Raw genomic sequence first — 26,137 nt, 5'->3', positions numbered from 1 at the left:
CTCCGGGAGCACGATGGACAACCAGCAAGGCAAGACCCCAGGCCTGTCGGCCGACGAGCAACAGGAAGTCCAGAAAAACCAGCCACCACGCGCTGCGGTGCTGCACGAAATCATCCGCGCCCAAGGCGATCACGAGCTGGAGCGCAACGTCGCCGCCCTGTGGTGGTCCGCGTTGGCGGCCGGCTTGACCATGGGCCTGTCGCTAATGGCCATGGGGCTGTTCAACTCGCGCCTGCCCGACACCGAAGCCAGCAAGGTGATCGCCAGCCTGGGCTATTCGGCGGGGTTCCTGGCCGTGATCCTGGCGCGCCAGCAACTGTTCACCGAGAACACCCTGACCGCCGTGCTACCCCTGATGAGCCACCCCACCCTGGCCAATGCCGGCCGCTTGCTGCGCTTATGGGCGGTCGTGCTGGCGGGCAACCTGGTGGGGGTGCTGCTGGTGTCCTACGTGATGCTGCACTTGCCCATCTTCGACCCCAAGACCGACGCCGCCTTTCTCGAGATCGGCCGCAAGGTCATGGAAAATGATGCCTCGCAAATGTTCGCCAAAGGCATTGTCTCGGGGTGGATGATCGCCACCATGGTGTGGATGATCCCCTCCCAGGAAAACGCCAAGATGTGGATCATCATCCTGATCACTTACCTGATGGCCCTAGGGGATTTCACCCACATCGTCGTCGGCTCGGCGGAAGTGTCCTACCTGGTGTGGGCCGGTGAGCTGGGCTGGAAAGACTTCCTGGTGACCTTCGCGGGGCCGACCCTGGCCGGCAATATCATTGGCGGCAGTTTCATCTTCGCCCTGATCAGCCATGCGCAGATCCGCAGCGACAGCGGCACCCCGCCACCCGATGCGCAGAAAAAAGCCTAGCCGCCCGATGCCACGGGGCTGACCTGCTCGCCCACAGTGCCGTCTTCCCACCACGGCACCCCGGCTTGCGGGGCACGCAGGTTGAGCCGCTCGCCCATCTGCGGCGTGCTTACCGGCACCCCGCGCGCCTGGGCCAGCGCAACGATGCGCTGGAAGGGCTCTTCCCAATTGTGTGAGGACAGGTCGAAGGTGCCGTTATGGATAGGCAATAACCAGCGGCCTTTGACGTCCAGGTGCGCCTGCAGGCTTTCTTCTGGCTGCATGTGCACGCTGGGCCAGCGCACGTTGTAGGCGCCTGTTTCCATCAACGTCAGGTCGAACGGCCCATAGCGTTCGCCAATTTGCGCGAAACCATCGAAATAGCCCGAGTCGCCACTGAAAAACACCCGCAGGTGCGGCTCGATGATCACCCAGGACGCCCACAGGGTGCTGTTGCTGTCCAACAGGCTGCGCCCCGAAAAGTGCTGCGCAGGGGTGGCGACGAACCGCGTGCCGGCCACTTCGGTTTCCTGCCACCAGTCCAGTTGCCGCACCTTGGCGGCAGGAATGCCCCAACCGATCAACCGCTCGCCCACCCCCAGCGTGGTCAGGAAGCACTCGGTCTTCTCGGCCAACTGGCGAATGGCGCTTTCGTCCAGGTGGTCGTAGTGGTCATGGGAGAGGATGACCGCGGTGATCGGCGGCAACTGCTCGATGCTCAGCGGTGGTGGGTGGAAGCGCCGGGGCCCGGCCCACTGCACCGGCGAAGCGCGTTCGGAAAACACCGGGTCGGTAAGGAAGAAACGCCCGCGCAATTTCAGCAGCAAGGTCGAGTGCCCCAGGCGCCAGAGGCTGTCGTCCGGGGCCGCCACGAGCTGTTCACGGTCCAGGTTTCGTACAGGTATTTCCTGCCGCGGCCGGGTGCCCGCCGGCTTGCGCAGCAACAGGTATTTGACGCCGATGCGCAGCTTCTTCAGGAAGCCGTCGCGGGGCAGCACAGTGCCGTTGCGAAACTGCCCATCCACCTGCCGAGAACCCTCGGGTTGCGGTGGTGCCACTATTTCGCTGCTATTCAATGACGTTTGACCCATGATGACCTGTACTCCCGGAAAATGGACGGTCGTCGAACCGTCCCTTTCAGTTGTCCGCAGCGACTAGAGAATACCCCTACCCCTGCATGAGGAAAGCCCCTAGGTATGACAAGGCATGTCTCCCACACGCTGCGGGTCGAATTACCGCTGAAATGGCTTGCAAGGCCACTGCCAATCTCCACACTATTTATGCGATAAACCGCGGGCTCTCTACAAATCACCACCCTTGTATAAGAAAACGGCTGCTGACGGCCTGGTAATTCGACATTATGGAAAACCGCACCGGCAAAGGATTGTCATTTGCCAAACGTATTTATGGCCCCCGGGTACTGGGCACGGCCCTGTGCCTGATCAGCGTGCTGGCAGGGGTTTACCCCTTGGCGCCACCCGGTGGGTTGCTGGGGCTGCTGGCGCTCAACGGGCTGGTGTGGCCTCACATTGCTTATCAACTGGCACGCCGCGCCAAAGAGCCCTTCCAGGCCGAGCGCCGCAACTTGTTGTGCGACTCGCTGTTCTGTGGATTTTGGGTCGCGGTTCTGCATTTCAACCCTTTGCCCACGGTCACGTTGCTGTCCATGGTCACCATGAACAACGTCGCCGGTGGTGGCTGGCGCCTGCTGCGCCAGGGCCTGGCGGCGCAGTTGCTGGGCATGCTCACGGCCATCACCCTGTTCGGTCTCGGCTGGGCGCCGCAGTCCACGCCCGCGCAGGTAGTGGCGTGCCTGCCGATGCTGACCCTCTACCCCCTGGCCGTGGGCTGGGTGTGCTACCGGCTGGCCATTCAGCTCTCGGAGCACAAGCGCACCCTCAGCGCCCTGAGCCGCACCGACAGCCTCACCGGGCTGCTCAACCACGGGGCCTGGAAAGATGCCCTGAACCGCAAGTTTCGCACCTGCCAGCACGAACACAGCCAGGCGGTGCTGGCGTTGATCGATATCGACCATTTCAAGGAAATCAACGACACCTTCGGGCATCTGATCGGTGATGAGGTGCTGCGCCATTTGAGCGTTCAGCTGGGCCGCAACCTGCGTGACACCGACCTGGCCGGACGTTATGGCGGCGACGAGTTCTGCGTGATCCTGCCGGGCTTGTCCATGGCCCAGTCTTGCGACGTGATGGAGCGCGTGCGCCTGATATTCGGCAACTACCACCACCCGCAGGCCCACGGATTGCGGGTGACCCTGAGCATTGGCCTGGCCGCCTGCCGGCTGGAGCTGGGCGACTCCGCCGCCTGGCTAGAGGAGGCGGACAAGGCCTTGTATGTGGCCAAGAACACCGGGCGCAACCGGGTCAGTGTCTGCGTGGCCGATAACCTGTTGCTCACCTGAAACAAGTTTCGGACGGCCGGTTAGAACAATTCTGGATCCAGCTGCTTCTATAGATCAGGACGTCTTCGTGCTGTGCGCCCTTCCGCCCATGGCATGTGCCTCAAGGAAGCGCCTGATCAAATGGATCTCACCGTCGCTGTGCCGCGCCACCCCATGTTCACCCGCAGGCTGCTTGGCGTGCTGGCAGCGCTGTTCGCCCTGACGCTGGTGGGCGCCATGGTGATGCTGGTACGCATCGCCGACGACCTCAACGCCGATCAGCAGCACAAGACGGTGGTGTACGCGCAGCGGGCACTGGACAGCCGCCAGGCGGCTTCCGCCAGCCAAGTCAGCAGCTACGGGGTCTGGAACACGGCCTTCCAGCACCTCAACGGCGCCATCGACCGGCAATGGCTGTATACCCAGCGCAACCTGGGCCCTGCCCTTTACAGCCAGGGCGGCTATGAAGGGGTGTTCGTGGTGGACAGCCATGGCACCAAGTACAGCCTGTATCTGGGCGAGTTGAGCAACGCCGATGTCGGCGACTTCATCGCCACCCCGTTGCGGCCGCTGATCCAGGCTGCCCAGGCGGCCATGGCCGGTGCGCAGCCGGTCAGCAGCGTGGTGCTGTTCAATGGCTGGCCGGCACTGGCCAGCGCATCGCCGATCCTGCCCGATGACGACAGCGCCCAACCCGCCCCCGCCGACACGTCGGTGTTGCTGTTCATCGACGCGCTGACACCGGCCAAGTTGCAAGCCATGGGCCTGGCCTATGACCTTCAGAACCTGACCATCCAGAGCCGGGCCACCGGAGCAGCCGACCAGCCACGCTTGGCGTTGGGGGACACCGGCTACGACCTGACCTGGACACCCTCGCGGCCGGGCAACCAGTTGCTGTGGCGGGTGCTGCCCACCCTGGGGCTGGCCTTCGTGGTGCTGGCCATGCTGATGGCGTGGTTTTTTCGCTTCACCCTGCGCACCGCACGACAGATCGATGACAGCTACCGCAAACTGCACCAGAGCAACCGCGCCCTGGAAGCCAGCGAGGAGCGCTTTCGGGCTGTGGCCGAGGCGGCGTCGGACTGGATCTGGGAAACGGATGCGCATTGCCGGCTCAATTACCTGTCGGGGCGTTTCGCCGTGGTCACCGGGTACACCAGCCAGGACTGGATGCATTGCTGCATCGACCAGTTGCTGCAATGCGAAACCATGCCCTTGCAGGCCTGGCTGCAAAGCCTCAGCCGCCATGCCTCGGCTACCAGCCTGCGCTGCGCGTATCGCGACCAGGGCGGGCAGTTGCGTTACTGCCGGGTGTCGGCGCGGCCGATCATCAGCGACGACAAGGTGGCGGGCTACCGCGGCACCGCCAGCGACGTGACCGACGAAGTAGCAGCGTACGCGCAGATCCAGCACCTGTCGCTGCACGACCCACTCACCGGCCTCGCCAACCGCAACCAACTGCTGCATTTCTTCGAGCCGTTGCGCCAACAGGCCAAGCCACCCGTGATCACCGTGATCGTGCTGGACCTGGACAGCTTCAAACCCATCAACGATGCCTTGGGCCAACCCGCGGGTGACGCCGTGCTGCTGGAAATCGCCGAGCGCCTGCGCGCGTCCACGCGCGGCAAGGACCTGGTGGCCCGCCTGGGCAGCGACGAGTTCGCCCTGGTCCTGTGCGGCCTGGCCAGCCAGCAGGAAACAGACCGCTTCTGCGCACGGCTGATCGAGCACCTGCACCAGCCCATTGCCTATCTGGGCCAGGCGCTGCACGTGGGGGCCAGCCTGGGCATTGCCCAGTCAAACCACCAGGGCCTGGACCCGGGTGAGCTGCTGCGCTGCGCTGACATCGCCCTGTACCAGGCCAAGGCAGCCGGCAAGAACACCTGGCGTTATTTCAGCGCCCAGATGCATGAACAGGTGCAACAGCGGCTGCAATTGGAGCAGGACCTGCGCCTGGCCATCAAGCAGCAGGAGTTCGTGCTGCATTACCAGCCCCGCTACCGCGTGGACGGGATGGAAATTGTCTCGGTGGAAGCGCTGGTACGCTGGCAGCACCCTATTCACGGGCTGCTCGGCCCGGATACCTTCATCCCGTTGGCCGAGCAGACCGGGCTGATCGTGCCCCTGGGCCGCTGGGTGCTGCGCGAGGCCTGTGAAGCAGCGTTTCAGTGGCCGACGGCGCTGGTGGTGTCGGTCAACCTGTCACCGGCGCAGTTCGCCGGCAGTGACGTAGTGCGCGACGTGCGCGATGTGCTGGTGCAAACCCGCCTGCCGGCCCAACGCCTGGAACTGGAGGTTACTGAAAACGTGATGCTCAACGACATCGAGCACGCACTGGGCACGCTGACGGCGCTCAAGGAGCTGGGGGTCAAATTGAACATGGATGACTTCGGCACCGGCTATTCATCGCTGGGCTACCTGCGCGCCTACCCCTTCGACAGCCTGAAGATAGACAAGCGCTTCATTGCCGCCCTGGAAAGCACCGACAGTGACCGCGCCGTGGTGCAGGCCATCATCAGCCTGGGCAACGCCATGGGCCTGACCGTGACCGCCGAAGGGGTGGAGACCGCCGAACAACTGCGCACCCTGAGCCGCGACCACTGCCACGAGGTGCAAGGCTTCTTCATGAGCCCGCCCATCGACCGCCATGCCCTGACCCGCCTGCTGGGCGCCCCCCTCCCCGCGCCGGCGCTGGTCCTGCCTTGACGGCCATACCGGGTACCACCGGCAAGTTTTTTCATTTACTGCTCGACTTGGCCGCTAGACTTTGGGAAATTCCGCTCTTGCCCACTCTGCCACGCCAGCAACAGGACCACCATGGGGACTACCATTGCCACCGATATTGCCACTATCGGTCGCATCAACGCCGTACCCGCCATCCTGCAGGTGATCTGCGAGACCACCGGCATGCGCTTCGCCGCAGTGGCCCGGGTCACTGACAGCAGCTGGACAGCGTGCGCCGTGCTGGACAACCTGGGGTTCGGGCTGGGGGTGGGCGGCGAACTGGACCTGACCAGCACCTTGTGCGATGAAATCCGCGACAACCACCGGACCATCGTCATCGACAAGGCCAGCGAGGATGCGCTGTACCACGACCACCACACCCCGCGCATGTACCAGTTCGAAAGTTATATCTCGGTGCCGGTATTCCGTACCGACGGCAGCTTTTTCGGCACTATCTGCGCCCTCGACCCCAACCCCGCCGAGCTCAAGCAAAGCCCCATCCAGGCGATGATGGAATCCTTCGCCCGGGTATTGGCCATCCAGCTCGAAGCCGAGGAAAACCACCAGCGTACCGAAGCCGCCCTGACCCAGGAGCGGGCCATCGCCGAGCTGCGCGAGCAGTTCATCGCCGTGCTGGGCCATGACCTGCGCAACCCGCTGTTCGCCATCAGCGCCGGTGCCGAGCTGCTGTTGCGCAAGGCCCCGGACGACAAGAGCCGCGGCATCATCCAGCACATCCTCACCGCCGGCCGCCGCGCCGCGCAACTGGTGGAGGATGTGCTGGACTTCGCTCGTGGCCGGCTGGGCAGCGGCATCACGCTGAACCTGCAACGCGTGTCGGACCTGAGCGAGACCTTGACCCATGTGGTCAGTGAAATACACGGGGCGCACCCCTCGCGGCGCATTCATGTGCGCATCGGCAATGTGCAGGGCATCAGTTGCGACCCGGAGCGCATCGCCCAACTGCTGTCCAACCTGGTGGCCAACGCTATCCATCACGGCGCCGTGGAAGGCTCGGTGGAGGTCAGCGCCGATATCCAGGACGGCGTGTTCGTGCTGGGGGTGCACAACCAGGGCAACCCCATCGAAGCCGCCGTGCAGGCGCAGCTGTTCCAACCGTTCTCCCGCCGGGGCATCGACTCGCCACAGAGTGGCCTGGGCCTGGGCCTGTATATCGCCAATCAGATCGCCCTGGCGCACGGCGGGCACATGGAAGTGCTGTCCAGCCACGACGCCGGCACGCTGTTTACCTTGCGCCTGCCGCTTCAGCCAGCCGACTGAGCCTGAACCACAGTGATCAGGCGGTCCAGGCTCTGCCCCCAGCCCTCGTGAAAGCCCATGTCTTCATGGGCCTGGCGGTCGGCAGCATTCCAGTGCAAGGCACGGGCGGTGTAGCGGGTCTTGCCGTCGATATCCTCAAAGGTGATGACCGCGGTCATGAAGGCCCGCGCTGAGGGCACCCAGCCCGGGCCGAAGGCATCGGTGAAGACGATGCGATGCGGTGCCTGAATATCCAGAAACACTCCCTGGCTTGGGTATTCGCTGCCATCGGGCGCGCGCATCAACGTGCGGAACAATCCACCCACCCATAGCTGCATTTCGCATTCCGGGGTGGTCATGCCATGGGGGCCCCACCATTGGCACAGCAACTGCGGGTCGACCCAGCAGCGAAACACTTCGCGGACTGGCGCATCGATCAGGCGGGTAATGGACAGCTCGAAGTCGCCAGGTGGCGTGACGAGGGGGTGAAGGCTCATGTTGTTGTTCTCCTTCCAGGGCGCCCTGGCACGGCGCAACGCCCCACTATGGCGGCAAACCCTCGCACAACTGAAAGCGCGAATGGCAATAAGCCTGCCGCTGGTAAGCACCAGCCCAATACCCACTGGCCTGCGTCAATAAAAACGACGGCATTTTCGCCCTGAGCTATGTTACAGGTTCACGCTTTTTTGACGGTGTGGCGGCTAGATTTTTCAGCCCGCATGGGCACACGATCCCGGTAGCAGGTTTGAGGCGAGGAGCAGTAACGATGGTGACAAGTCAGGGCAGACGGTTTCAGCTCAGTTCAACACGGCTGGTGTTGCTGTGTTCATTGGCATTGGTGGTGCTGTACAACCTGGCAACCTGGGAGGCCCTGGCCAACCTGGTGACCCTGGAGGGCGCCAAACGGGCGGGGTTCTACCTGTCCTTCGGCCTGTTCCTGTGGGCTGCCTTTACTGTGTTCCTGACGTTGGTGTCATTCCGCCCGCTGCTCAAACCGGTCATTACCGTCGTGGCGCTGTGTTCGGCGGCGGCGGCGTATTTCATGAACAACTACGGCATCGCCATCGACACGGTGATGATCCAGAACGTGGTGGAAACCAACCCCGGTGAAGCCAAGGCGCTGTTGAGCCCGAAACTGTTCGGTTACCTGCTGGTGCTGGGTGTACTGCCCTCGGCACTGGTGTGGTGGTTGCCGGTGCAGTACCGGCGCTTCTTCCCGGGCCTGGTGAACAAGGTGCTGGTCATCGTTGCCGCCCTGCTGGTGGTGGCAGCTTCAGTCGGCGCCTTCTATTCCACCTACGCTCCTATCTTCCGCCAGGAAGACAAACTCACCCACTTCATCAACCCCACCAACTACATCTACGCGGTGACCAAGCTGGCCAAGTCGCGCTATTCGGTGAAACAGAACGTGGTGGTGCAGCCGATTGGCACCGACGCGGTACTCAGCGCCCAGGCCAAGGCACAGCCGAAGAAGAACCTGATGATTTTCGTGGTGGGCGAGACCGCCCGGGCCGACCATTTCTCGCTCAACGGCTACCCGCGCGAAACCAACCCGGAACTGCGCAAACTGGACATCCTCAACTTCAGCCGGGTGAGCTCCTGCGGCACGTCCACGGCAGTGTCGGTACCGTGCATGTTCTCCATGTTCCCGCGCAGCGACTACAGCGACAAGAAGGGCAAAACGTACGAGGGCCTGCTGGATATTCTGCAGCGCGCCGGCGTGCAGACCGTGTGGCTGGACAACAACAGCGACTGCAAGGGCACCTGCCTGCGCATTCCCCACCAGGACATTCCCAAAGACCAGAAGAGCCCGTTCTGCGACGGCACCAACTGCCTGGACGAGTCCCTGCTGGTGGGCCTGCAAGACTACATCGACGGCCTGAAAGACAACGCCATCATCGTCCTGCATGCGGACGGCAGCCACGGCCCGGAATACTACGACCGCTACCCCAAGGACAAGGAACAATTCCAGCCGGTGTGCCGTACCAACCAGTTGGGCAGTTGCAGCCACGACGAGTTGGTCAATGTGTACGACAACACCATCCTGTACACCGACTTCTTCCTGTCCAAGGTGGTGGAGCTGTTGAAGAAGAATCAGGACAAGTACGACACCTCGATGATCTACGTGTCGGACCACGGCGAGTCACTGGGTGAAAACGGAATGTACCTGCACGCCGCACCTTACGCCATTGCCCCTGACGCGCAGACCCATGTGCCCATGGTGATGTGGTTCGGCCAGGACACTCTGGCCCAGGAAGGTATCGACCGCGCCTGCCTGAAAGCCAAGCAGGACGAGGGCGACCTCAGCCACGATAATATCTTCCACTCGGTACTGGGGCTGTTCCAGGTCCAGACCGGTGTGTACCAGTCCGGGCTGGACATGTTCCATGACTGCCGCCGTGCGCTGACGGCCAGCCAATGAGCCCCGCTGCCGGTCAGCCCTTGATCGGCAGCCAGATTTCCAGCCGGCCACTGCTGGTACTGGGGTCGTAGTCATCGCTGTAGCGCTCGAACTCGGGCGCATCGGCGGCTTCCAGGCCGGAGTTGGGCAGCCACACCTGCCAGATGGCCTGGAACGTCTGCCCCAGGCCCGAAATATGGCCCTGGTGCTCGAATACCGCGTAGCGACGGGGCGCCAGTTTGATCCAGCGAAAATCCTGGGGCAGGCCCTCTTCGGTCTCCACCTGTACCCCGGCGATATACTCGAAGCCGCCTAACCCATCCGGGTTGCAGCACACCCCGTAGCTCTCATGGCCGACCTGCCCGGGCACCTTGCCCAGAAACGGCACGAAATCACGCCACAGCGCTTCGATGCCACTGGTGGTGTCCTGGGTGAAGCGGTCCGATAGCCCGGCGATGACCAGTGCCGCGCCTTCTTCGTAGCGCAGCGGTTCGATGGCGGTGGGTTCGATACCTGACATGGTTGCCTCTCTTCCAGATTGAAGGTCCGAACACTACTGTAGCAGCGGACCTGGCCGCGTCGCGGCTACACGCGGTGTACCTGACAGCATGCGGCGCCCGGGACGCGGCCAGGTCTGCTACGGGTGCCCGGGTTGCAGGTATTTCATGCCTGCGTTACCGTTCAGACCTCCCGTTTCCCGGAAAAGTCGGCATGGACCTGATTACCGAAGACTGGCATGCCGGCGCCGTGGTCGAAGCCTCGTGGGTACGCGCCGACGCCGCGAGTTTCCCGCGCCACACCCATGATGAATACGTATTGGGCACCAACCTCGTCGGGGTCGAACGCATCTGGCTCGACGGCCACGAACTGGAAGCACCCGCCGGCACCGTCACCTTGTACAACCCCCAGGCCGTGCAGGCCTCGCAATTCAGCCCCAGCGGGGTCGAATACATCAGCCTGCACCTGGCGCCCCAGGCCATCGAACAAGTGGTTGACGATAACAACCTGCCCGGCAGCACCTTCGAACAGGGTGTGTTCCAGCACCCCGGGTTGGCCGCGGCCATCCTCGACTTTGCCCGCACCCCGGCCGCCCACCGCGCCGAACACGAGGAAGCCTTCATCCAGTTGCTGTGCCAGTGGATGCAGCCAGGGCCAGGCAAGGCCGGCGAGCAGCACGCCAGCGTTGAACGCAGCCTGCAATACTTGCGGGACTGCCTTGGGGAGCGAATCGACCTCGATGCCCTGGCGGCCGTGGCGGGGCTGAGCAAGTACCACTTCGTGCGGTGCTTCAAGAAACACACCGGGCTGGGCCCTCTGCAGTACCAGATGCAACTGCGCCTGCTGGAAGCGCGCAAACGCCTGCGCGCCCAGCAGCACTCACTGGAGATCGTCAGCCAATTGGGGTTCTACGACCAGAGCCACTTCATCAACGCATTTCGCAAGGTCATGGGCGTGACCCCACGTGCCTACGCCCTGGCCTTCAAGACAAAAGCCCGCTGAGCGCGGGCTTCTGTCACGGCGGGCCAAGGCCTCAATGGCCGAAAATATTCGACTTTTTCGCGCGTTTTTCTGCGCGTTTCTCGTCGGCGGTCTTGGTGGGTTTCTTCTTGGCGGCCTTTTTCGAGTCCATGCCTTTCATGCTGCGCACTCCCGTGGTTGGGTGGATGGTCTATTAGGTATAACACCTGCCAAGCCGCGCGCCTGACTATTTACCGGCCCGCCATGGCCGGCCCCTGGCCAAGGATGAACTCCTGGTAGCCAGAGCCGATCACGTACACCGCGAACCAGGCGAAAATACCTGCCGAAGCCAGATAGGCGTAGCGCAACAGCCGGGCCCCCAGAAGCTTCCCACCCTGGCTGGCGGCCGTGCAGATCGCCACGCACCAGGCTACGCCGGCGCAGAAGAAGCCTGCCAGAAATTGCCCGGCCCCCAGCAGGCCACCGCCACCTGAACGCGAGATCAGCGTACCGCCTACCGCTGCGAACCACAGGATGGCGCTGGGCGACGACATGGCCAGGAAAATACCGCGGGCAAACTCCTTGAGCCCGGACCCCGCCTGCGCCGCGTCACCCGTCTGCAGGCTATTCTCATGGCGCCAGGCGCTGACCAGCATCTTCACGGCGAAATACACCAGCAACACAGAGCCTCCCACCCACAACCCCCAGCGTACCCAGCTGTACTGCAACAGTACCGTCATGCCCACCAGCGCCAGAATGGCGTACACCAGGTCACCGAAACAGGTGCCCAGCCCCAGCCAGAACCCCTGCAGGTAACCGCGCTGCATGGCCAGGGTGATCATGGCGATATTGGCCACGCCAATGTCCAGGCACAGGGAAAGACTGAGGAGGAAACCGCTGGAGAATTGCATGGGGTGTGTCCGAATCGTGGCTGACCAGGCGTATTGGGCCTGAAGGGGCAAATGGTTGTATTGGAAGAAATTGCGCCCTGCAAGGTCAGTAATATCTGCACGACATGAATGCCGTTCATGTCAGTTATTGCGCGAGCCTTGTGTATTAATAACCGCGAGCCTTCTACGATGCAGCCAGGCGAACCCACCACAGGGCTATACCATGACTGACACACGTACGCTGCTGGGCATCGAGTTGCCCATCATCCAGGCCCCCATGGCAGGCACTGCCACGCCCAGGCTGGCGGCCGAGGTCAGCAACGCCGGGGCGCTGGGGTCCATCTCCATCGCGGCGGTGGATGCCGCCGCCGGGCGCGGCATGATCCGCCAGCTGCGCGAACTGACCACGCGGCCGTTCAACATCAATGTGTTCTGCAACCGGCCTTCGCGCCCGGATGCGGCCACAGAGGCCGCCTGGCTGGCACACCTGCAGCCGTATTTCGAGGCATTCGGCGCCGCCGCGCCAGCGAGCCTGCACGATATCTACACCAGCTTCTACAACGATGACGCGCTGTTGCACATGCTGCTGGAAGAGCGTCCGCCTATCGTCAGCCTGCACTTGGGCTTGCCGCCCCAGGCGCGTATCGATGCGCTGAAAGAGGCGGGGATCGTGCTGCTGGCCAGTGCCACGTCGCTGGAGGAGGCCCGCCTCGTGCAGGCCGCAGGCATTGACGCCGTGGTTGCCCAGGGGGCGGAAGCCGGCGGCCACCGTGGTGTGTTCGACGAGCACGGCCCGGACCAGCACCTGAGCACACGCGATCTGGTACGCGTGCTTCACCAACAGCTGGACATACCGATCATCGCCGCCGGCGGCCTGATGGACGGTGCCGATGTGGCCGACGTGCTGAGCCTGGGCGCCGTGGCTGCACAGCTGGGTACCGCCTTCATCCTGTGCCCGGAGTCGGCGGCCAATGCGGCCTACCGGCAGATGCTCGGCAGTGAGCGGGCCCGCACCACCGCATTGACCACGGTGATTTCCGGGCGCCCGGCCCGGGGCATCGTCAACCGGTTCATGAACGAGGTAGGCGCGCCAGGTCATCCCCGCGTGCCGGGCTTCGGCATCGCCTACCACGCGGGCAAGGAACTGATCGCAGCCGCCAGCAAGGCCGGCTCGGCGGAATTCGCCGCCCACTGGGCCGGTACCCAGGCGGCGCGGGCACGCAGCCTGCCCGCGGCTGAACTGGTGGAGAAACTCAAGGAGGAATACCACGCGGCGCGGTCTACTCTCTGACAGGACAACGTCTTGAAGGAGCCAGACATGGCCAAGGACACCGCGCACAGCCTGGGTGTACGCACCCTCGCTGTACACGCCGGGCAGCACCCGGACCCCAGCACCGGCGCCATTGCCACCCCCATCAGCACGGCATCGGCCTATTCCTACGGAGATTTCGACACGGGTGAACAACGCTTCAGCGGCGAGAGCCCGGGTTACCTGTATAGCCGCTTCGCCAACCCCACCGTCGCGGCCCTGGAGGGCAAAATGGCGGCCCTAGAGGGGGGCGACAGCGCCGTGGCCTTCACCAGCGGCATGTCGGCCATCTGCGCCACGGTCATGGCGCTGGTGTCCAGCGGTGATGAACTGATCCATGTCGGCACCCTGTACGGCGGCACCGAAGGGGTGATGCGCAACCTGCTGCCACGCTTCGGCGTGCGGTCGGTTCATGTGGCCGAGGTGGGCGAACTGGAAGCGGCCATCACCCCCAAGACCCGGCTGATTTTCGCCGAGACACCGGACAACCCGATGCTGGGCGTGGTCGACCTGCACGAAACCGCGCGCATCGCCCGCGCCCATGGCGTGCTGACCGTGGCTGACAACACCTTCGCCACCCCTTGCCTGACACGCCCATTGGCCTTGGGCATTGACGTGGTGGTGCATTCGGCCACCAAATTCATCGGCGGCCATGGTGACAGCACCGGCGGCGTGGTGGTGGCCAACCGCGCCCTGGTGGACAAGATTCGAACCGTGGGCCTGAAGCAATTCGGTGGTTGCCTGAGCCCGTTCGAAGCCTCGTTGCTGATTCGCGGGCTGAAGACCCTGCCCTTGCGCGTGGAAGCCGCTTCACTGAGCGCTGAACGCATCGCCCGGCTGCTGGATGAACACCCGGCGGTGGCCAAGGTGTTCTACCCTGGCCTGCCCAGCCACCCGGGCCATGAAGTGGCGCGGCGCCAGATGAGCCGCTTCGGCGCATTGATGTCCTTTGAGCTCAAAGGCGGCAAGAGCGCTGCCCGCACCTTTCTTGACCGCCTGGAACTGGTGACCCAGGCCGTGTCACTGGGTGACACCGACTCACTGGCCTGCCACCCGGCGTCCACCACCCACAGCGCGGTGGCTAGGGACATACGCGAGCAATATGGGGTGACAGAGGGATTGGTGCGCTTGAGCGTGGGAATCGAGGACGTGGAAGACCTGGAGCGCGATATCCGCCAGGCACTGGCAGCGATTGCCTGACACAACCCCTGTGGGACCGGGCGAAGCTCGGGAAGAGGAGACCGCGTGTTTTGGTTCAATACGCGAGCGCTCTTGCAGAGCTTCACCCAGTCCCACAGAGGCGCAGGTTTAGCCAGCCTCAGACCTTGCGACGCAGCAGGGTCACGGCGAATACCGCTATCCAGATAGCCGAGGTGAAGTAGTTGACGCGCTGATACAGCCCAAAGCCGATGCCATTCTTCGCCGAAATAACCATCATCGGAATGGTGATCAGCGCCAGCAGGGTCAGTACCATGGAGAAAAACGCCAACCCGCGAAACCCTTCAAGCCGCAGGCCCAACCACACCCACACCGCCCCCGCCAATACCAGGCTCCAGGGCAATACCAGTTCGCCGAAATGATGCACTACCTGGGCAGTGGAAGGGGCATCCATGTTACAACCTGCGTCACATGAGAAATCTCCAGTTACAAAACTGGCCAGTCCGTGCAACATGATCAATACACCACTGAGCCGCCCCAGTGCCGATTGCGGGAATGTCTTGTAAACCCCTACCCCGAACAAAATGAATAACACGCCAAGCGGAAAGTTATTGAACAGCGGATAAAGGGAATGCGTCGGTGCGTCCACCGCCCCCAATACACTCATGGACTGTTCAAAGTGGCTGTAACCGGGGTACATACTGCCGACAATCAGCAGGCCCAGCGCCATCCAGAACGGGATGGCCAAGCCGGCCACATACAAGTATTTCAGGGGGGACGATTTCAAGCGAACACTCCGCGGGTCATAATTGCCGTGTACCTTACTACAGCCGGGGCACCCGCGTCGCGGCCCCGGCTGCCGCGCCCCCGGTCAGGGGGCAGGCCGCAGGCTTCAGTTGTTCTGGCAACCGTTGCCCATCACCCGGTATTCAATGGTGTGGCGTTCACCCTGGTGGTCCAGGTAAGTCATTTTGGCCGGCACCACTTCGCACACATCCGGGATCTGGGTCATGCTCACCACCTTGGCGATATCCAGGTGAGTGCCGTAGGTATATTCCTGAACACTGTTGTTCTGAGCCGCAGGCAAGCTGGCAGCACCGGCAACGGTCGAGAAAGCAACAAGTGCAGCAACGATAAGACGTTTCATGATATCTGGCCTTTAAAGCAATCACGCTGATTGACTTCATTTGCCGTGTTGGGGCGGGAAGAAGTTGTTACGCGGAGCACACGTAGTGCGTAACACGAAGTACCTGTCCTGGCTGCGAGTTTGTTTCAGCGGGGACATATATAGAATACAACTTCCTCAGGATGAATAAAGATCAAGTGCCGACATGCACTGTTGCTGTCTTTGCAATAATCCATGGAAAAGCGCATTTGCCGCTGCGCTCGCAGCCCCTTACGCTTGGCGGTCATTGACTGACTTCGGAACGCCTTTCGTGTCACCTGCCCCTCTGCCCGCCGACCTGTGGCCCCTACTGAACAAGTTTTACCGTGACCAGCGCTCCCCCATGCGCGGCGACAAGAACGCGCGCGCCTGGGTAACGCGCCGGGGCGAGATCATTGCCGCACTGAACCTCACGCCGGTGGCCGATGGGCACTGGCTGACGGGCTTGCTGGTGGCCCAGGCCTGGCGCGGCCAGGGAGTCGCTGGCGAATTGATCGAGCAGGCGGTGGCCAGCGTCACGGGCCCGGTGTGGCTGTTCTGCGACCCGGCCCTTGCCGGCTTCTACCAACGCTCGGGGTTCGTCGAGCACTACGACTTGCCTCAGGTGCTGAACGAACGGCTGGTTCGCTACCAGCGCAACAAGGCATTGATCGCCATGGCACGCTTATAACCGCCAGGCAGGTTGCCCGCCGCAAATGTGTGGGCGGGTGTTGCCGCACGCGTGCTAGCCTCAAGCTATCCCCCGACATATAAGGATTGTCATGAAACGTCTGACCCTGGCGGTACTTGCCCTTGCCTGTGCGGCCCCTGCTTTTGCCCTGACCCTGGCCGCCGCTGCACCGCCGTCCAACATCAGTGAGCAGACGTTCAACAGCGTGCTCAAGGGTTCCTGGCGTGACGCGGCCAACAGTGCCCGGGATCGCTACCGCCACCCTCGCCAGACCCTGCAGTTCTTCGGCCTGCGCCAGGACCAGACGGTCATCGAGATCACCCCCGGCACCGGCTGGTACAGCGAAGTGCTGGCACCGCTGCTCAGGGACCACGGCCAATACATCGCCGCCGTGCAATCGCCTGGCAGCGCCGACACCCTCAAACAGAAGTTTGCTGGCACGCCAGCGCAGTACAGCAAGGCCAGCCTGGTGACCTTCGATCCCAAGCAGCCGAAATTCGGCCCGGATGACTCCGCTGATGCCGTGCTGACCTTCCGCAACGTGCACAACTGGGTCATGGCCGACAACGCCAAGGCGATGTTCCAGGGCTTCTACCAGGTGCTCAAGCCAGGTGGCACCCTGGGCGTGGTGGACCACCGCGGAAAGCCCGGCGAGACGGTTGAACAGATCAAGAGCAGCGGCTACCTGCCCACCGACTACGTGATCAAGTTGGCCACGGACGCGGGGTTCACCCTGGCCGGGCAAAGCGAAGTCAATGCCAACGCCAAGGACACCAAGAACTACCCCGAAGGCGTATGGACGCTGCCGCCGACCTACAAACTGGGGGATAAGGACAAGGCCAGGTACAAGGCTATCGGTGAATCGGACCGCATGACGTTGCGGTTCATCAAGCCAGTGGCCGTGGCCAGGGAGTGAACCCATAGGGGAGCTGGAAAGGGCTCGACGCCCCCCAGCTGCCACACCAGAGGTCAATCGTCCGAAGCAGGATCCAGCCCGGGGAACAGCACTTCGGTAAATCCGAAACGGGTGAAATCCGTGACCCGAGAGGGGTAAAGCCGGCCGATCAAGTGATCACACTCATGCTGCACCACCCGCGCATGAAACCCATGCGCAACGCGCTGGATCGCCTGCCCCTTGGGGTCAAACCCCTCGTAGCGAATGGACGCATAACGGTCCACCACCCCACGCAACCCCGGCACCGACAAGCAACCCTCCCATCCCTCTTCCGTGGCAGGGCTCAAGGGCGTGATCAGCGGGTTGATCAGAATGGTTTGCGGCACCGCTTCGGCGTCGGGGTAGCGCTCGCTGCGCTCGAAACCGAAGATCACCAGTTGCAGGTCTACACCGATCTGCGGTGCCGCCAGCCCCACACCGCCCACGTGTTCCATGGTCTGGAACATATCGGCTATCAACTGTTCCAGCTCAGCGGTGCCGAACAATTCGGCCGGTACAGGCTGGGCGACGCGCAACAAGCGCTCATCACCCATTTTCAGAATGTCACGAATCATTGGGCACTTCCCCGATCAGGCCTGCTCGGGGTCCGGCTTGATCGAGTGATCGCGTCCCAGCCCCGAAACATGCTTTTTATCACCTTCGGGCTCGTCTTCGGGAAATTCCTTGTGGCCCGGTTCCTTGCCCTCTTCGGACATGTGCTCGATCACCGCATTCATTTCCGCCCCCAGCAGCAGCACCGCCGAGGAAATGTAGAAATACAGGAGCAGCACGATGATCGCGCCGATGCTGCCATACATGGCGTTGTAGTTGGCGAACCGCTGGACGTAGAACGCAAAACCCAGCGAGGCGATGATCCAGACCACCACGGCCAGCACGGAGCCTGGGGTGATGAAGCGGAATTTCTGCTTGACGTCGGGCATCACGTAATAGATCAACGCCACCGCCACCATCATCAGAATGACGATGACCGGCCAGCGCGCCACGGTCCACAGGGTCACGATGAAATCTTCCAGGCCAATCTGCCCGGCCAGCCAGCCCATCACCTGCGGGCCCAGCACCATCAGCGCGGCCGCGGCCAGCAGCATGCCGGCGATGCCCACCGTGTAGAAAATGGACAGGGGAATGCGCTTCCACACCGGGCGCTCTTCCACCACATCGTAGGCGGCATTCATGGCGCTCATCATCAACCGCACGCCGGCAGAGGCGGTCCACAGGGCAATGACGATACCGAACGACAGCAGCCCACCCTTGGATTGCTGCAACTGGTCGATCACCGGGTTGACCGAGTCCAGGGCCTGTGGGGGCAACACCAGGCCCGCTTGCAGGCGCAGCCAGGAGAAAAAGTCCGGCAGGTGCAGGAAACCGATCAGGGCGATCAGGAACAGGATGAAGGGAAACAGCGAGAACAGCATCTGGTAGGCCAGCGCCGAGGCGTAGGTGGACATCTCATCGTCGAGGAATTCCTTCACCGTACGAACCAGCACTTTCTTTAAAGACAGTTCACGCAATTCCGGGAAAATCATAGCGTCTCCTTTCGCCGCCATTGAGGGGGGGTAAAACAAGTGAAACGCCGGGACCTGGGGCGCGTGCACGGGCCGCAGGTTTTACCTCAAACAGCGTAGAACACGAAACTGGAACGGTTACCGGCGATGTCCAGACAGCACAGCGGCCATCCGAGGATGACCGCTGTACCGTTCAGACCGCAGGCAAGCCAGTTAGTGCTTGCTCAGCTTGTCCTTCGCTTCACCGACAGTTTGCTGGACTTTGCCCTTGGCCTTGTCGGCGGCGCCTTCGGCACGCAGCTTGTCGCTGCCCACCAGCTTGCCAGCGCCTTCTTTGACGCTACCCAGAGCTTCGTTAGCCTTGCCTTTCACTTTGTCTTTAGTGCCACTCATGGTATTTCTCCTTTCCGGAAAGTACGGGTGTCTAAAGTCGACATAAGGTTGACTGACCGCTTCGCGCCAGAGTTTCAATTTTTTATCGGCAAATACCTTTACCCGATGAACAGCACTGGGCGAATATCGACCGCAGCCACTCGCACCCTCCACCCACCGCGTTCTGCATCTACTAGAATCATGCCGCGCGTTCGCCACCGAGCCGGCGAACGCGAAAAAACAACAGCGTTTTTCCCGGAATCGATACCCATGCGTGTTTCCCCAGTACTGGCAGCCCTGCTGCTGGCCTTGCCCGCGTTGACTGCCCACGCGGACGAGCCCACCCCGACCCCGGATGCGCCGCAGACCCTGGTGGTCAACAGCTATGCCGACGACGGCAAGGATGGCACCCTGCGCTGGGCCATCGAGCAGAACAACCAGAACCCCGGCCACTACCGCATTGAAATACAGGCGGTGGGCAATGCCCCCTTCGTGATCAAGCCGGCCACCCCGCTCCCGGAAATCAAGGGCCCGGTGGCCATCCAGGGCACCGCGTGGAAACACACCGGCGACTTCATCGCCATCGATGGCTCGGCCTATGTGCAGGGCGACGCCGCCAAGGCGTGCCCGGGCGCGGTGGCCGGCCAGTACGGCGCCAATGTGCGCACCCTGAGCAACCCCGGCCTGGTACTGCGGGACACCCAGGGTGTGGACATCAGCGGCCTGGAGGTGCGCAACTTCTGCATCGGCGTGTTGCTCAACCGTGCCGGCGGCAACAACCTGCATGACAACCGCATCGTCGCCAACAAGGGCGGCGCCGGTATCCTGCTGACCGGCGATGACGGCCAGGGCAATGCCACGGCGAACACCACGAACAACAACCGCATCGTGCGCAACCAACTCATCGACAACGGTGACGGCCTGGAACTGACCCGCGGCGCGGCGTTCAACCTGGTGGCCGACAACCTCGTGCGAGCCACCAAGGCCACCCCTGAGGCCTCTCAGGGCGTGGAGATCATGCAGGCCAGCGACAACACCCTGACCCACAACCGCTTCGAGAACTACTCGGACGGCGTGCAGATCAATGCCGGTGACCGCAACTACCTGGGCGGCAACGTGCTCAGCGGCAATTCCATCGGTATCAGCGTCACCGGCAGCGACAACCTGCTGGACGGCAACCTGATCCACGGCAACCGCATCGGTATCGCCCTGCGCCCAGAGGCCGTCAGCCACAACAACCGGCTGACCGCCAACCGCATCTGGGACAACAGCCAGGACATTCGCCGTTGCCAGAGCGGCGGCGCGTGCATTCCTGGCCAGCACACCGGCGCCATCGTGTTCGGCGTACCCGGCCCGGACAATGTCACCTTCGTCGGTTCCCGCGGCGGTGGTGTCGAGCCCGGCAAGGCCACCGTGTGCGCGGCCAAGGGCGCGGCCACCGCCGACTGCCAGCAACAGCCCAACCACAACCAGCCGGCCCCGAAGTTGCGTGCCATCGCGGCCGGGCGCCTGCATGGCGAAGTCAGCGGCGAACCCAACAGCCGTTATCGCGTCGAAGTGTTTGGCAATGCCAAGCCCACTGAAACCGAGGCGGCCAACTTCCTGGGCGAGGTGTACGTGTCCACCAACGGCCGTGGCGTGGCCAACTTCAGCTTCCCGCTGGACGTGAAAGAGCCCAACCGTTCGTTCACCGTTACCGCCACCAGCCCGGACGGCGCCACGTCGGAACTGAGCAAGGCCCTGCCGCGCTGATGCCATACACCACGGCCCTGTAGCAGCCGTCAGGCCGCGTCAGTTTCACCCAGCGCATGCGCCATCAGGGGGTGCCTGGGAGGCGGCCTTGCGATCACTGCTACAGCCGTGTTGCGCGAGCTTGGTCAGGTTTGGCTTTATGTTTGCGCGTTTTACCCCGAGAATGCACCGCGTATTCGGCCACAGCGCCGACGCTTCATTTGCGTAGGACTTCTATGAAACTCGACAAACCCCAGGCCATCGCGCGCCGCAACAAAGAACTCGGCGGCGCGGTGCTCGGTGTCAACAACTGCCATTTCACCCTGCACGACGCTCGTCGAAATATCTTCTGGTTCGATATTCCAGTCGGCCGCCTGGCGATCGGGCAGTACGAATGGATTCACATGCTCATGCACACGCCCAGCACCGACCAACTGCTGCACCTGAGGGTGCCGACGGCGTTCCTGCGCGAAAAAATGGAAGGACTGGTAGTGCGCAACGAGGGCAAGCGCAAGTCTACTGTCAGCCTGGAACTGAGTGCTGACAAGGACTCGTTCCTCAAGGACGTGCGGCCTGCCGGCACCGGCGTCAGCTTCGCGCAGTTTCTGCAGAACTGAACACCGCCCGCGGTGCAGGAGCTGGTTTGCCAGCTCCTGCCTGCACCGGGGTTCAGCGGTCAGCGGCCCACACGCCCACCGCTGCCGCCAGCGCCGTCAGCACCACACCCCAGAAAATATCGATGAACACCAGCAGCGGCGGCCAGCCAACCAGGGTTGCCCAGTTGCTCAGGTCATACGTGCCGTAGGCAATCAGCCCCAGCATCGCGCCATAACCCAGGCCGCGCCACACGCTGCCTGCCGTCACGCCCGGCCACACGGCCAGTACCACCACGCCCAGGGCATACAGCAGGTAGAACCCTGCCGCAGGGCCGAGCAGTGGCTTGTCGCGCATCAGCGAGCCGAGCATCTGTTTGTAGGTAGGGCCCATGAGCACGCCCAGCCAGAGCGCGTCCAGGACAAGGACCACAAGAAGGGTGCTGACGTAGGCGATCAGGGCTTTTTTCATCGGTACACTGCCTCGAATGGGGTTCGTACAGTGTAGGCCCGACCCCGGCGCGAAAAGTTCACCGGGGTGTCTGGCTCAAGGCTTCAGGTCAATTCGATGCGGTCGGCATGAATGACCAGCTTGCCTTCCTTGTAGAGGGCGCCGATGGCCTTCTTGAAGTTGCCCTTGCTGACCCCGAACAGACCGCTGATGACGGCCGGGTCACTTTTGTCGCTGACCGCCAGCACGCCGTTGTTGTCGCGCAGCTTGGCGAGGATCTGGTTATGCAGGCTGCTGACCAGTTGCTCGCCCACTGGCTGAAGGCTGAGGGCGATCTTGCCGTCGCTGCGCAGCTCCTTGATGAAGCCCTTTTCCTGTTTGCCCGAGCGCAGGAACTTGAACACCTCGTTCTTGTGGATGAGGCCCCAGTGCTTGTTGTTGATGATGGCCTTGAAACCCATGTCGGTTTCCTCGGCCACCAGCAGGTCGACTTCCTGGCCCACGCTGTAGTTGGCGGGCAGCTTGTCCAGGTAGCGGTCCAGGCGTGCGGTGGCGGTGATGCGCTTGGTGCGCTTGTCCAGGTAGACATGCACCACGCAGTAGTCACCCTGCTTGAGCTCACGCTTCTCTTCCGAGTAAGGCAGCAACAGGTCCTTGGGCAGGCCCCAGTCGAGGAACACGCCAATGCTGTTGATTTCCACCACCTTGAGGCTGGCGAACTCGCCTACCTGCACTTTCGGTTTTTCCGTGGTGGCCAGCAATTTATCTTCACTGTCCAGGTAGACGAAGACATTCAGCCAATCTTCATCTTCGCTGGGAATATCCTTGGGAACATAGCGGTTGGGCAGCAGTATCTCGCCGTCGGCGCCGCCATCCAGATACAGACCGAAATCCGTATGTTTAACCACTTGCAAACTGTTGTAGCGCCCGACTAAAGCCATCTGAAAAAACCCTCGTTTCGTGCGCGCATTCTACCCGAGATCGCCGCCCGCCGCTGCTGTGGCGAGCGTGGCCTTGATTTTCAAGGGCTTGGCGGCCGTTCGTCAGGCCATTGGTCGCCGGGCATCGCCCGATAGCGCACCATGAGCCGGTGTTTCATCAAACTTTTCCATTAAAACAGGAAGTTACAGGCCCACATGAAAATTGAAACAAGCGATTGACAAACAATTATTCGCCACGTTTTGCGTCAATATTAAGTCAGCAATTAAATGCCCTGTCCGGTATAATCACTGGCCGTATTGTAATTGCACAGGTGAATGGCAGCCATGCGTGTAAAAGCCTCCAACAGCAAAGCCAAGCCCGCTCCAGCAGTGGAAACCAGCGAATCGATCAACGACCAGATCGCTGCATTCCTCAAGGGCGGTGGTGAAATCCAGCAGATCGCCAAAGGCGTCAGCGGCCAGACCTTCACGCCATCGCGCCACATCAGCCTGGGCAAGAAATAACCCAAGCGACCTCCCCGGGCATGTGGGCCTCTCGGCCCACTGCCTGCGCAGTTCCCCCCTCGATGTCTTTCAGCCGATCGGCGCCATGAAAACCGACGAATGGCATGAACCTCCTTGTTTTCACCGGTATGCTTGGCCCCTCTAGATCAGGCCTTCCAGCCCGGGGGAGCATGATGCTCAAGCCCAGCCTATTCATGATTGCCACCTTGTTGGCCAGCCAGAACGTCAGCGCGCAGTTGTTGCAGCGGGACCTGGGCGACTACAACCTGCAGTTCGGCACCAGCCCCGCCCGCTCCATGGCGCAAGGCCTGGTGAAGCCGGCCAGCACCGAGAGCGTGCACGGCGGCGTGGACCTGAGCAGCGACAGCGGTTGGTATTTCGGCCAGTGGGCACCCAGCATGGGCCTGACCGCCTCCACCAACCTGGAAATCGATACCTACACCGGTTTCAAGCGCTCCCTCACCGGCAACCTGGGATACGAAGTCGGCGTGATCCATTACACCTTTCCCGACCTTGCCACCAATGACAGCCACGAGGTGTACGCCGGCCTGACGCTGTTGGGCAACCGCTTCGGCGCGGCCTTCAGCGATGACCCGGGCCGTCGCGACAGCACCCTGTTCGCCGACTTTGGCACCGTGCCGCTGCTGGACTTCGGCGTGCGGATGAAAGTGGGCAGCCATCAGCTGGACACCCCCTACACCATCGGCGACGACACCGAGGTGCGCGGTTTCAACGATTGGTCCGTGCAACTGTCGCGGGCATTCATGGGGGTGGACCTGAACTTCATCTACAGCGACTCGAGCCTGCGCGGGCCCGAATGCGTGGCCTATTCCGGGCAGAACAGCTGGTGCGACAGCACCGTGGTCATCCAGGCTCAACGCGCGCTGTTCTGACCGCTATTCGTTGTCGCGTTGCTGACGGCGGTACGGAAACACGTCGATCACCTTGCCATCCATGATCGCCCCCTGCAGGCCTTTCCAATAGTCCGCGTCGTACAACTCGCCATGCAACTGGCTGAACAAGCGCCGCTGGCCCGCATCGGCGAACAGGAAAGGCGGAAATTCCTCGGGAAACACGTCGTGGGGGCCGATGGAATACCAGGGTTCCGACGCCATCTCGTCTTCTGGAAAGCGCGGCGGCGGGATCTGGCGAAAATTCACCTCGGTCAGGTAGCTGATCTCGTCGTAATCGTAAAACACCACCCGGCCATGACGGGTGACGCCAAAGTTCTTCAACAGCATGTCACCGGGAAAGATATTGGCGGCCGCCAGTTGCTTGATCGCCAGGCCGTAGTCTTCCAGCGCCTCGCGCACCTGGGGTTCGTTGGCGCTTTCCAGGTACAGGTTCAGCGGGGTCATGCGCCGCTCGGTCCAGCAATGCCGAACCAGCACGGTTTCGCCTTCCACCTGCACGGTGGACGGCGCGACTTCCAGCAATTCGGCCAGGCACTCGGGCTCGAACTTGCTGCGCGGGAAACGGAAGTCGGCGAACTCCTGAGTGTCGGCCATGCGCCCAACGCGGTCGACGCTTTTCACCAGGCGGTATTTCTCGATCACCGTGTTGCGGTCGACATTCTTGGACGGTGAAAAGCGGTCCTTGATGATCTTGAACACCGTGTTGAAGCCTGGCAGGGTGAACACCGACATGACCATGCCGCGCACCCCGGGGGCCATGATGAAGCGGTCATCGGTGTCTGCCAGGTGGTGAATGAGCGCGCGGTAGAATTCGGACTTGCCGTGTTTGTAGAACCCGATGGAGGTGTAGAGCTCGGCAATGTGCTTGGCCGGCAGGATGCGTTTGAGAAAGCCGATGAATTCGGCGGGCACGGGCACATCCACCATGAAATACGAGCGGGTGAAGGAAAAGATGATCGACACCTCCGCCTCATCAGTGATCAGCGCATCAATGCGCACGCCCTGCCCTTCACGGTGCAGGAATGCGATTGCCACGGGCCACTGCTCGTCATGGGTGAACAGGCGTCCCACCAGGTAGGCGCCTTTATTGCGGTACAGCACCGAAGAAAACAGCTCCAGGCGCAGTTCACCGTCCTTGCACACCCAGTCGGGCAGGTGCTCACGCAGCTGGCCTTCCAGACGCTGCATATCGCCGCCCAGGTCTGCGTAGGCAACGTCGAAACGGTAATCGGCGAACACCTGGGCCAACATGCCCGCCAGCTGGCCATTGGGCGCATAGAGACGAGTCTGCGGCGCCCGCTCGCCGCGCAAGGAGGGTCGCGTGGTGTGGATGAACATGCAGCCGTCGCTGATCAGGTCATGGCTGAACAGGCCACAGAAGATGGAGTTGTACCAGGTTTCCGCCAGCTCATCGTCAAAGCGCAGATCGATCAGGCGAATGTAAGCGCTCTTGACCAGCGGCCACTGATCCACGTCGGTGAACACCTCAGTGGTAAAACCGTGGCGCAGGCGAGTCACGGTCTGGCCGACTTTCTCTTCGTACAGGCTGATGCGGGCTGCCGAGGCCTCCTGGATTTCCTGCCACTGGGCCTGCTCGAAGCGCCCGCGCGCGCCGTCGGTGATCAGGCGAAACTGTTCGCGGTAGTCATCGAAGCCATCAAGGATGGTACGGGCGATCTCGGCCGCCGGCCATTGTTGCGCCATGGGTCACGGGCCTCTGCAAAGGCATACAGGAAACCCAAGCGTAGCAGCCAGTGGCCGCCGCGACCTGTGGGGCCGGGCGAAGCTCGGGAAGGGGCCACCGCGTAGTACCTGAAGACCGCAGCGCCTGCTTCCCGAGCTGGCGCCCGGTCCTACAGGGTTGGCGGCGGTGCAGCGCCAACCCTTGCGC

The 26,137-nt window shown here is 62.5% G+C and carries 26 protein-coding genes; 14 read left to right on the top strand and 12 right to left on the bottom strand.

All coding sequences use genetic code 11. The features are described 5' to 3' along the window. Positions 1-13 precede the first annotated feature (13 nt). Positions 14-871, top strand: coding sequence for a formate/nitrite transporter family protein (locus QBK88_RS22100; RefSeq protein ID WP_277963717.1), 858 nt, complete (start codon positions 14-16; stop codon positions 869-871). Here the strand turns inward: QBK88_RS22100 and QBK88_RS22095 are convergent. Beyond that, the gene (locus QBK88_RS22095; protein WP_277963716.1) at positions 868-1,941 is read right to left on the bottom strand and encodes an MBL fold metallo-hydrolase; all 1,074 of its coding nucleotides are present in this window, start codon (positions 1,939-1,941) and stop codon (positions 868-870) included. The two genes, QBK88_RS22100 and QBK88_RS22095, sit on opposite strands and share 4 nt — an antisense overlap. Positions 1,942-2,210: 269 nt before the next feature. Between QBK88_RS22095 and QBK88_RS22090 the strand changes: the two genes are divergently transcribed. The 3 genes from QBK88_RS22090 (at position 2,211) to QBK88_RS22080 (ending at position 7,253) form a co-directional block, all read left to right on the top strand. Further along, on the top strand, positions 2,211-3,269 hold the full coding sequence (locus QBK88_RS22090) for a diguanylate cyclase (protein ID WP_277963715.1): 1,059 nt from the start codon (positions 2,211-2,213) through the stop codon (positions 3,267-3,269). A 120-nt stretch (positions 3,270-3,389) separates the two neighbouring features. Continuing rightward, positions 3,390-5,954, top strand: a complete 2,565-nt coding sequence (locus tag QBK88_RS22085) for an EAL domain-containing protein (RefSeq protein WP_277963714.1) — start codon at positions 3,390-3,392, stop codon at positions 5,952-5,954. Between the two features lie 111 nt (positions 5,955-6,065). Continuing rightward, positions 6,066-7,253: a GAF domain-containing sensor histidine kinase gene (locus tag QBK88_RS22080; RefSeq protein ID WP_277963713.1), complete on the top strand. Its 1,188-nt coding sequence runs from the start codon at positions 6,066-6,068 to the stop codon at positions 7,251-7,253. On the opposite strand, the gene QBK88_RS22075 is transcribed toward QBK88_RS22080, so the two are convergent. Next, positions 7,238-7,729, bottom strand: coding sequence for an SRPBCC family protein (locus QBK88_RS22075; RefSeq protein WP_277963712.1), 492 nt, complete (start codon positions 7,727-7,729; stop codon positions 7,238-7,240). The genes QBK88_RS22080 and QBK88_RS22075 overlap by 16 nt on opposite strands. Before the next feature lie 269 nt (positions 7,730-7,998). On the opposite strand from QBK88_RS22075, the gene QBK88_RS22070 reads away from it, so the two are divergent. Beyond that, positions 7,999-9,654 (top strand): phosphoethanolamine--lipid A transferase, encoded by a 1,656-nt coding sequence (locus QBK88_RS22070; RefSeq protein WP_277963711.1) that lies wholly within the window; start codon positions 7,999-8,001, stop codon positions 9,652-9,654. A 13-nt stretch (positions 9,655-9,667) separates the two neighbouring features. Here QBK88_RS22070 and QBK88_RS22065 read toward each other — a convergent pair whose 3' ends face one another. Next, entirely contained in the window at positions 9,668-10,153 is a 486-nt protein-coding gene (locus QBK88_RS22065) for a GyrI-like domain-containing protein (RefSeq protein ID WP_268148984.1), read from the bottom strand. 191 nt (positions 10,154-10,344) lie between these two features. Between QBK88_RS22065 and QBK88_RS22060 the strand changes: the two genes are divergently transcribed. Beyond that, complete coding sequence (locus QBK88_RS22060; protein WP_277963710.1) at positions 10,345-11,133, top strand: AraC family transcriptional regulator; 789 nt, start codon at positions 10,345-10,347, stop codon at positions 11,131-11,133. A gap of 209 nt (positions 11,134-11,342) precedes the next feature. On the opposite strand, the gene QBK88_RS22055 is transcribed toward QBK88_RS22060, so the two are convergent. Next, entirely contained in the window at positions 11,343-12,002 is a 660-nt protein-coding gene (locus tag QBK88_RS22055) for a LysE family transporter (RefSeq protein WP_277963709.1), read from the bottom strand. A 202-nt stretch (positions 12,003-12,204) separates the two neighbouring features. Here QBK88_RS22055 and QBK88_RS22050 point away from each other — a divergent pair, with 202 nt between their 5' ends. Together QBK88_RS22050 and QBK88_RS22045 are read left to right on the top strand one after the other, a co-directional pair. Then, entirely contained in the window at positions 12,205-13,272 is a 1,068-nt protein-coding gene (locus tag QBK88_RS22050) for a nitronate monooxygenase (protein ID WP_277963708.1), read from the top strand. Positions 13,273-13,299: 27 nt separating this feature from the next. After that, positions 13,300-14,490 carry a trans-sulfuration enzyme family protein gene (locus QBK88_RS22045; protein WP_277963707.1) on the top strand — a complete coding sequence of 397 codons (1,191 nt, stop codon included), beginning with the start codon at positions 13,300-13,302 and terminating at the stop codon, positions 14,488-14,490. A 118-nt stretch (positions 14,491-14,608) separates the two neighbouring features. On the opposite strand, the gene QBK88_RS22040 is transcribed toward QBK88_RS22045, so the two are convergent. Further along, positions 14,609-15,235, bottom strand: coding sequence for a DUF998 domain-containing protein (locus QBK88_RS22040; RefSeq protein WP_277963706.1), 627 nt, complete (start codon positions 15,233-15,235; stop codon positions 14,609-14,611). 105 nt (positions 15,236-15,340) lie between these two features. Then, positions 15,341-15,595, bottom strand: coding sequence for a DUF2790 domain-containing protein (locus QBK88_RS22035; protein WP_268148972.1), 255 nt, complete (start codon positions 15,593-15,595; stop codon positions 15,341-15,343). A 289-nt stretch (positions 15,596-15,884) separates the two neighbouring features. Here QBK88_RS22035 and QBK88_RS22030 point away from each other — a divergent pair, with 289 nt between their 5' ends. Together QBK88_RS22030 and QBK88_RS22025 are read left to right on the top strand one after the other, a co-directional pair. Next, complete coding sequence (locus QBK88_RS22030; protein ID WP_277963705.1) at positions 15,885-16,283, top strand: GNAT family N-acetyltransferase; 399 nt, start codon at positions 15,885-15,887, stop codon at positions 16,281-16,283. Between the two features lie 100 nt (positions 16,284-16,383). Then, a complete protein-coding gene (locus QBK88_RS22025) occupies positions 16,384-17,199 on the top strand; it encodes a class I SAM-dependent methyltransferase (RefSeq protein WP_445764979.1) in 816 nt (271 codons plus the stop codon). A 53-nt stretch (positions 17,200-17,252) separates the two neighbouring features. Here the strand turns inward: QBK88_RS22025 and def are convergent, their stop codons facing one another. The 3 genes from def to QBK88_RS22010 all read right to left on the bottom strand — a co-directional run bounded on the left by def (position 17,253) and on the right by QBK88_RS22010 (position 19,133). Then, a complete protein-coding gene (def, locus tag QBK88_RS22020; protein WP_277963703.1) occupies positions 17,253-17,792 on the bottom strand; it encodes a peptide deformylase in 540 nt (179 codons plus the stop codon). Positions 17,793-17,807: 15 nt separating this feature from the next. Continuing rightward, positions 17,808-18,761 (bottom strand): YihY/virulence factor BrkB family protein, encoded by a 954-nt coding sequence (locus QBK88_RS22015; RefSeq protein ID WP_277963702.1) that lies wholly within the window; start codon positions 18,759-18,761, stop codon positions 17,808-17,810. Between the two features lie 192 nt (positions 18,762-18,953). Further along, entirely contained in the window at positions 18,954-19,133 is a 180-nt protein-coding gene (locus QBK88_RS22010) for a CsbD family protein (protein WP_268148962.1), read from the bottom strand. 249 nt (positions 19,134-19,382) lie between these two features. Here QBK88_RS22010 and QBK88_RS22005 point away from each other — a divergent pair, with 249 nt between their 5' ends. Next, entirely contained in the window at positions 19,383-20,864 is a 1,482-nt protein-coding gene (locus QBK88_RS22005) for a NosD domain-containing protein (protein ID WP_277963701.1), read from the top strand. A gap of 215 nt (positions 20,865-21,079) precedes the next feature. Continuing rightward, complete coding sequence (locus tag QBK88_RS22000) at positions 21,080-21,460, top strand: hypothetical protein (protein WP_277963700.1); 381 nt, start codon at positions 21,080-21,082, stop codon at positions 21,458-21,460. Between the two features lie 52 nt (positions 21,461-21,512). Here QBK88_RS22000 and QBK88_RS21995 read toward each other — a convergent pair whose 3' ends face one another. Both QBK88_RS21995 and QBK88_RS21990 read right to left on the bottom strand, forming a co-directional pair. Further along, on the bottom strand, positions 21,513-21,908 hold the full coding sequence (locus QBK88_RS21995; RefSeq protein ID WP_268148956.1) for a DUF2177 family protein: 396 nt from the start codon (positions 21,906-21,908) through the stop codon (positions 21,513-21,515). Between the two features lie 83 nt (positions 21,909-21,991). Next, entirely contained in the window at positions 21,992-22,828 is an 837-nt protein-coding gene (locus tag QBK88_RS21990; protein ID WP_277963699.1) for a S1-like domain-containing RNA-binding protein, read from the bottom strand. A 315-nt stretch (positions 22,829-23,143) separates the two neighbouring features. Here QBK88_RS21990 and QBK88_RS21985 point away from each other — a divergent pair, with 315 nt between their 5' ends. After that, complete coding sequence (locus tag QBK88_RS21985) at positions 23,144-23,332, top strand: hypothetical protein (RefSeq protein ID WP_268148952.1); 189 nt, start codon at positions 23,144-23,146, stop codon at positions 23,330-23,332. Between the two features lie 173 nt (positions 23,333-23,505). Continuing rightward, positions 23,506-24,225 (top strand): TorF family putative porin, encoded by a 720-nt coding sequence (locus QBK88_RS21980; RefSeq protein ID WP_277963698.1) that lies wholly within the window; start codon positions 23,506-23,508, stop codon positions 24,223-24,225. A 3-nt stretch (positions 24,226-24,228) separates the two neighbouring features. Here QBK88_RS21980 and aceK read toward each other — a convergent pair whose 3' ends face one another. After that, positions 24,229-25,950, bottom strand: coding sequence for a bifunctional isocitrate dehydrogenase kinase/phosphatase (gene aceK / locus QBK88_RS21975; protein ID WP_277963697.1), 1,722 nt, complete (start codon positions 25,948-25,950; stop codon positions 24,229-24,231). Between the last annotated feature and the right edge of the window lie 187 nt (positions 25,951-26,137).

It is taken from the genome of Pseudomonas sp. RIT-To-2 (assembly GCF_029623465.1).
In the GTDB taxonomy this organism is placed as follows: Bacteria; Pseudomonadota; Gammaproteobacteria; order Pseudomonadales; family Pseudomonadaceae; genus Aquipseudomonas; species Aquipseudomonas silvicola.
Note: the sequence above shows the minus strand (reverse complement) of the source record. Positions and strands in the feature narration are given on the sequence as shown.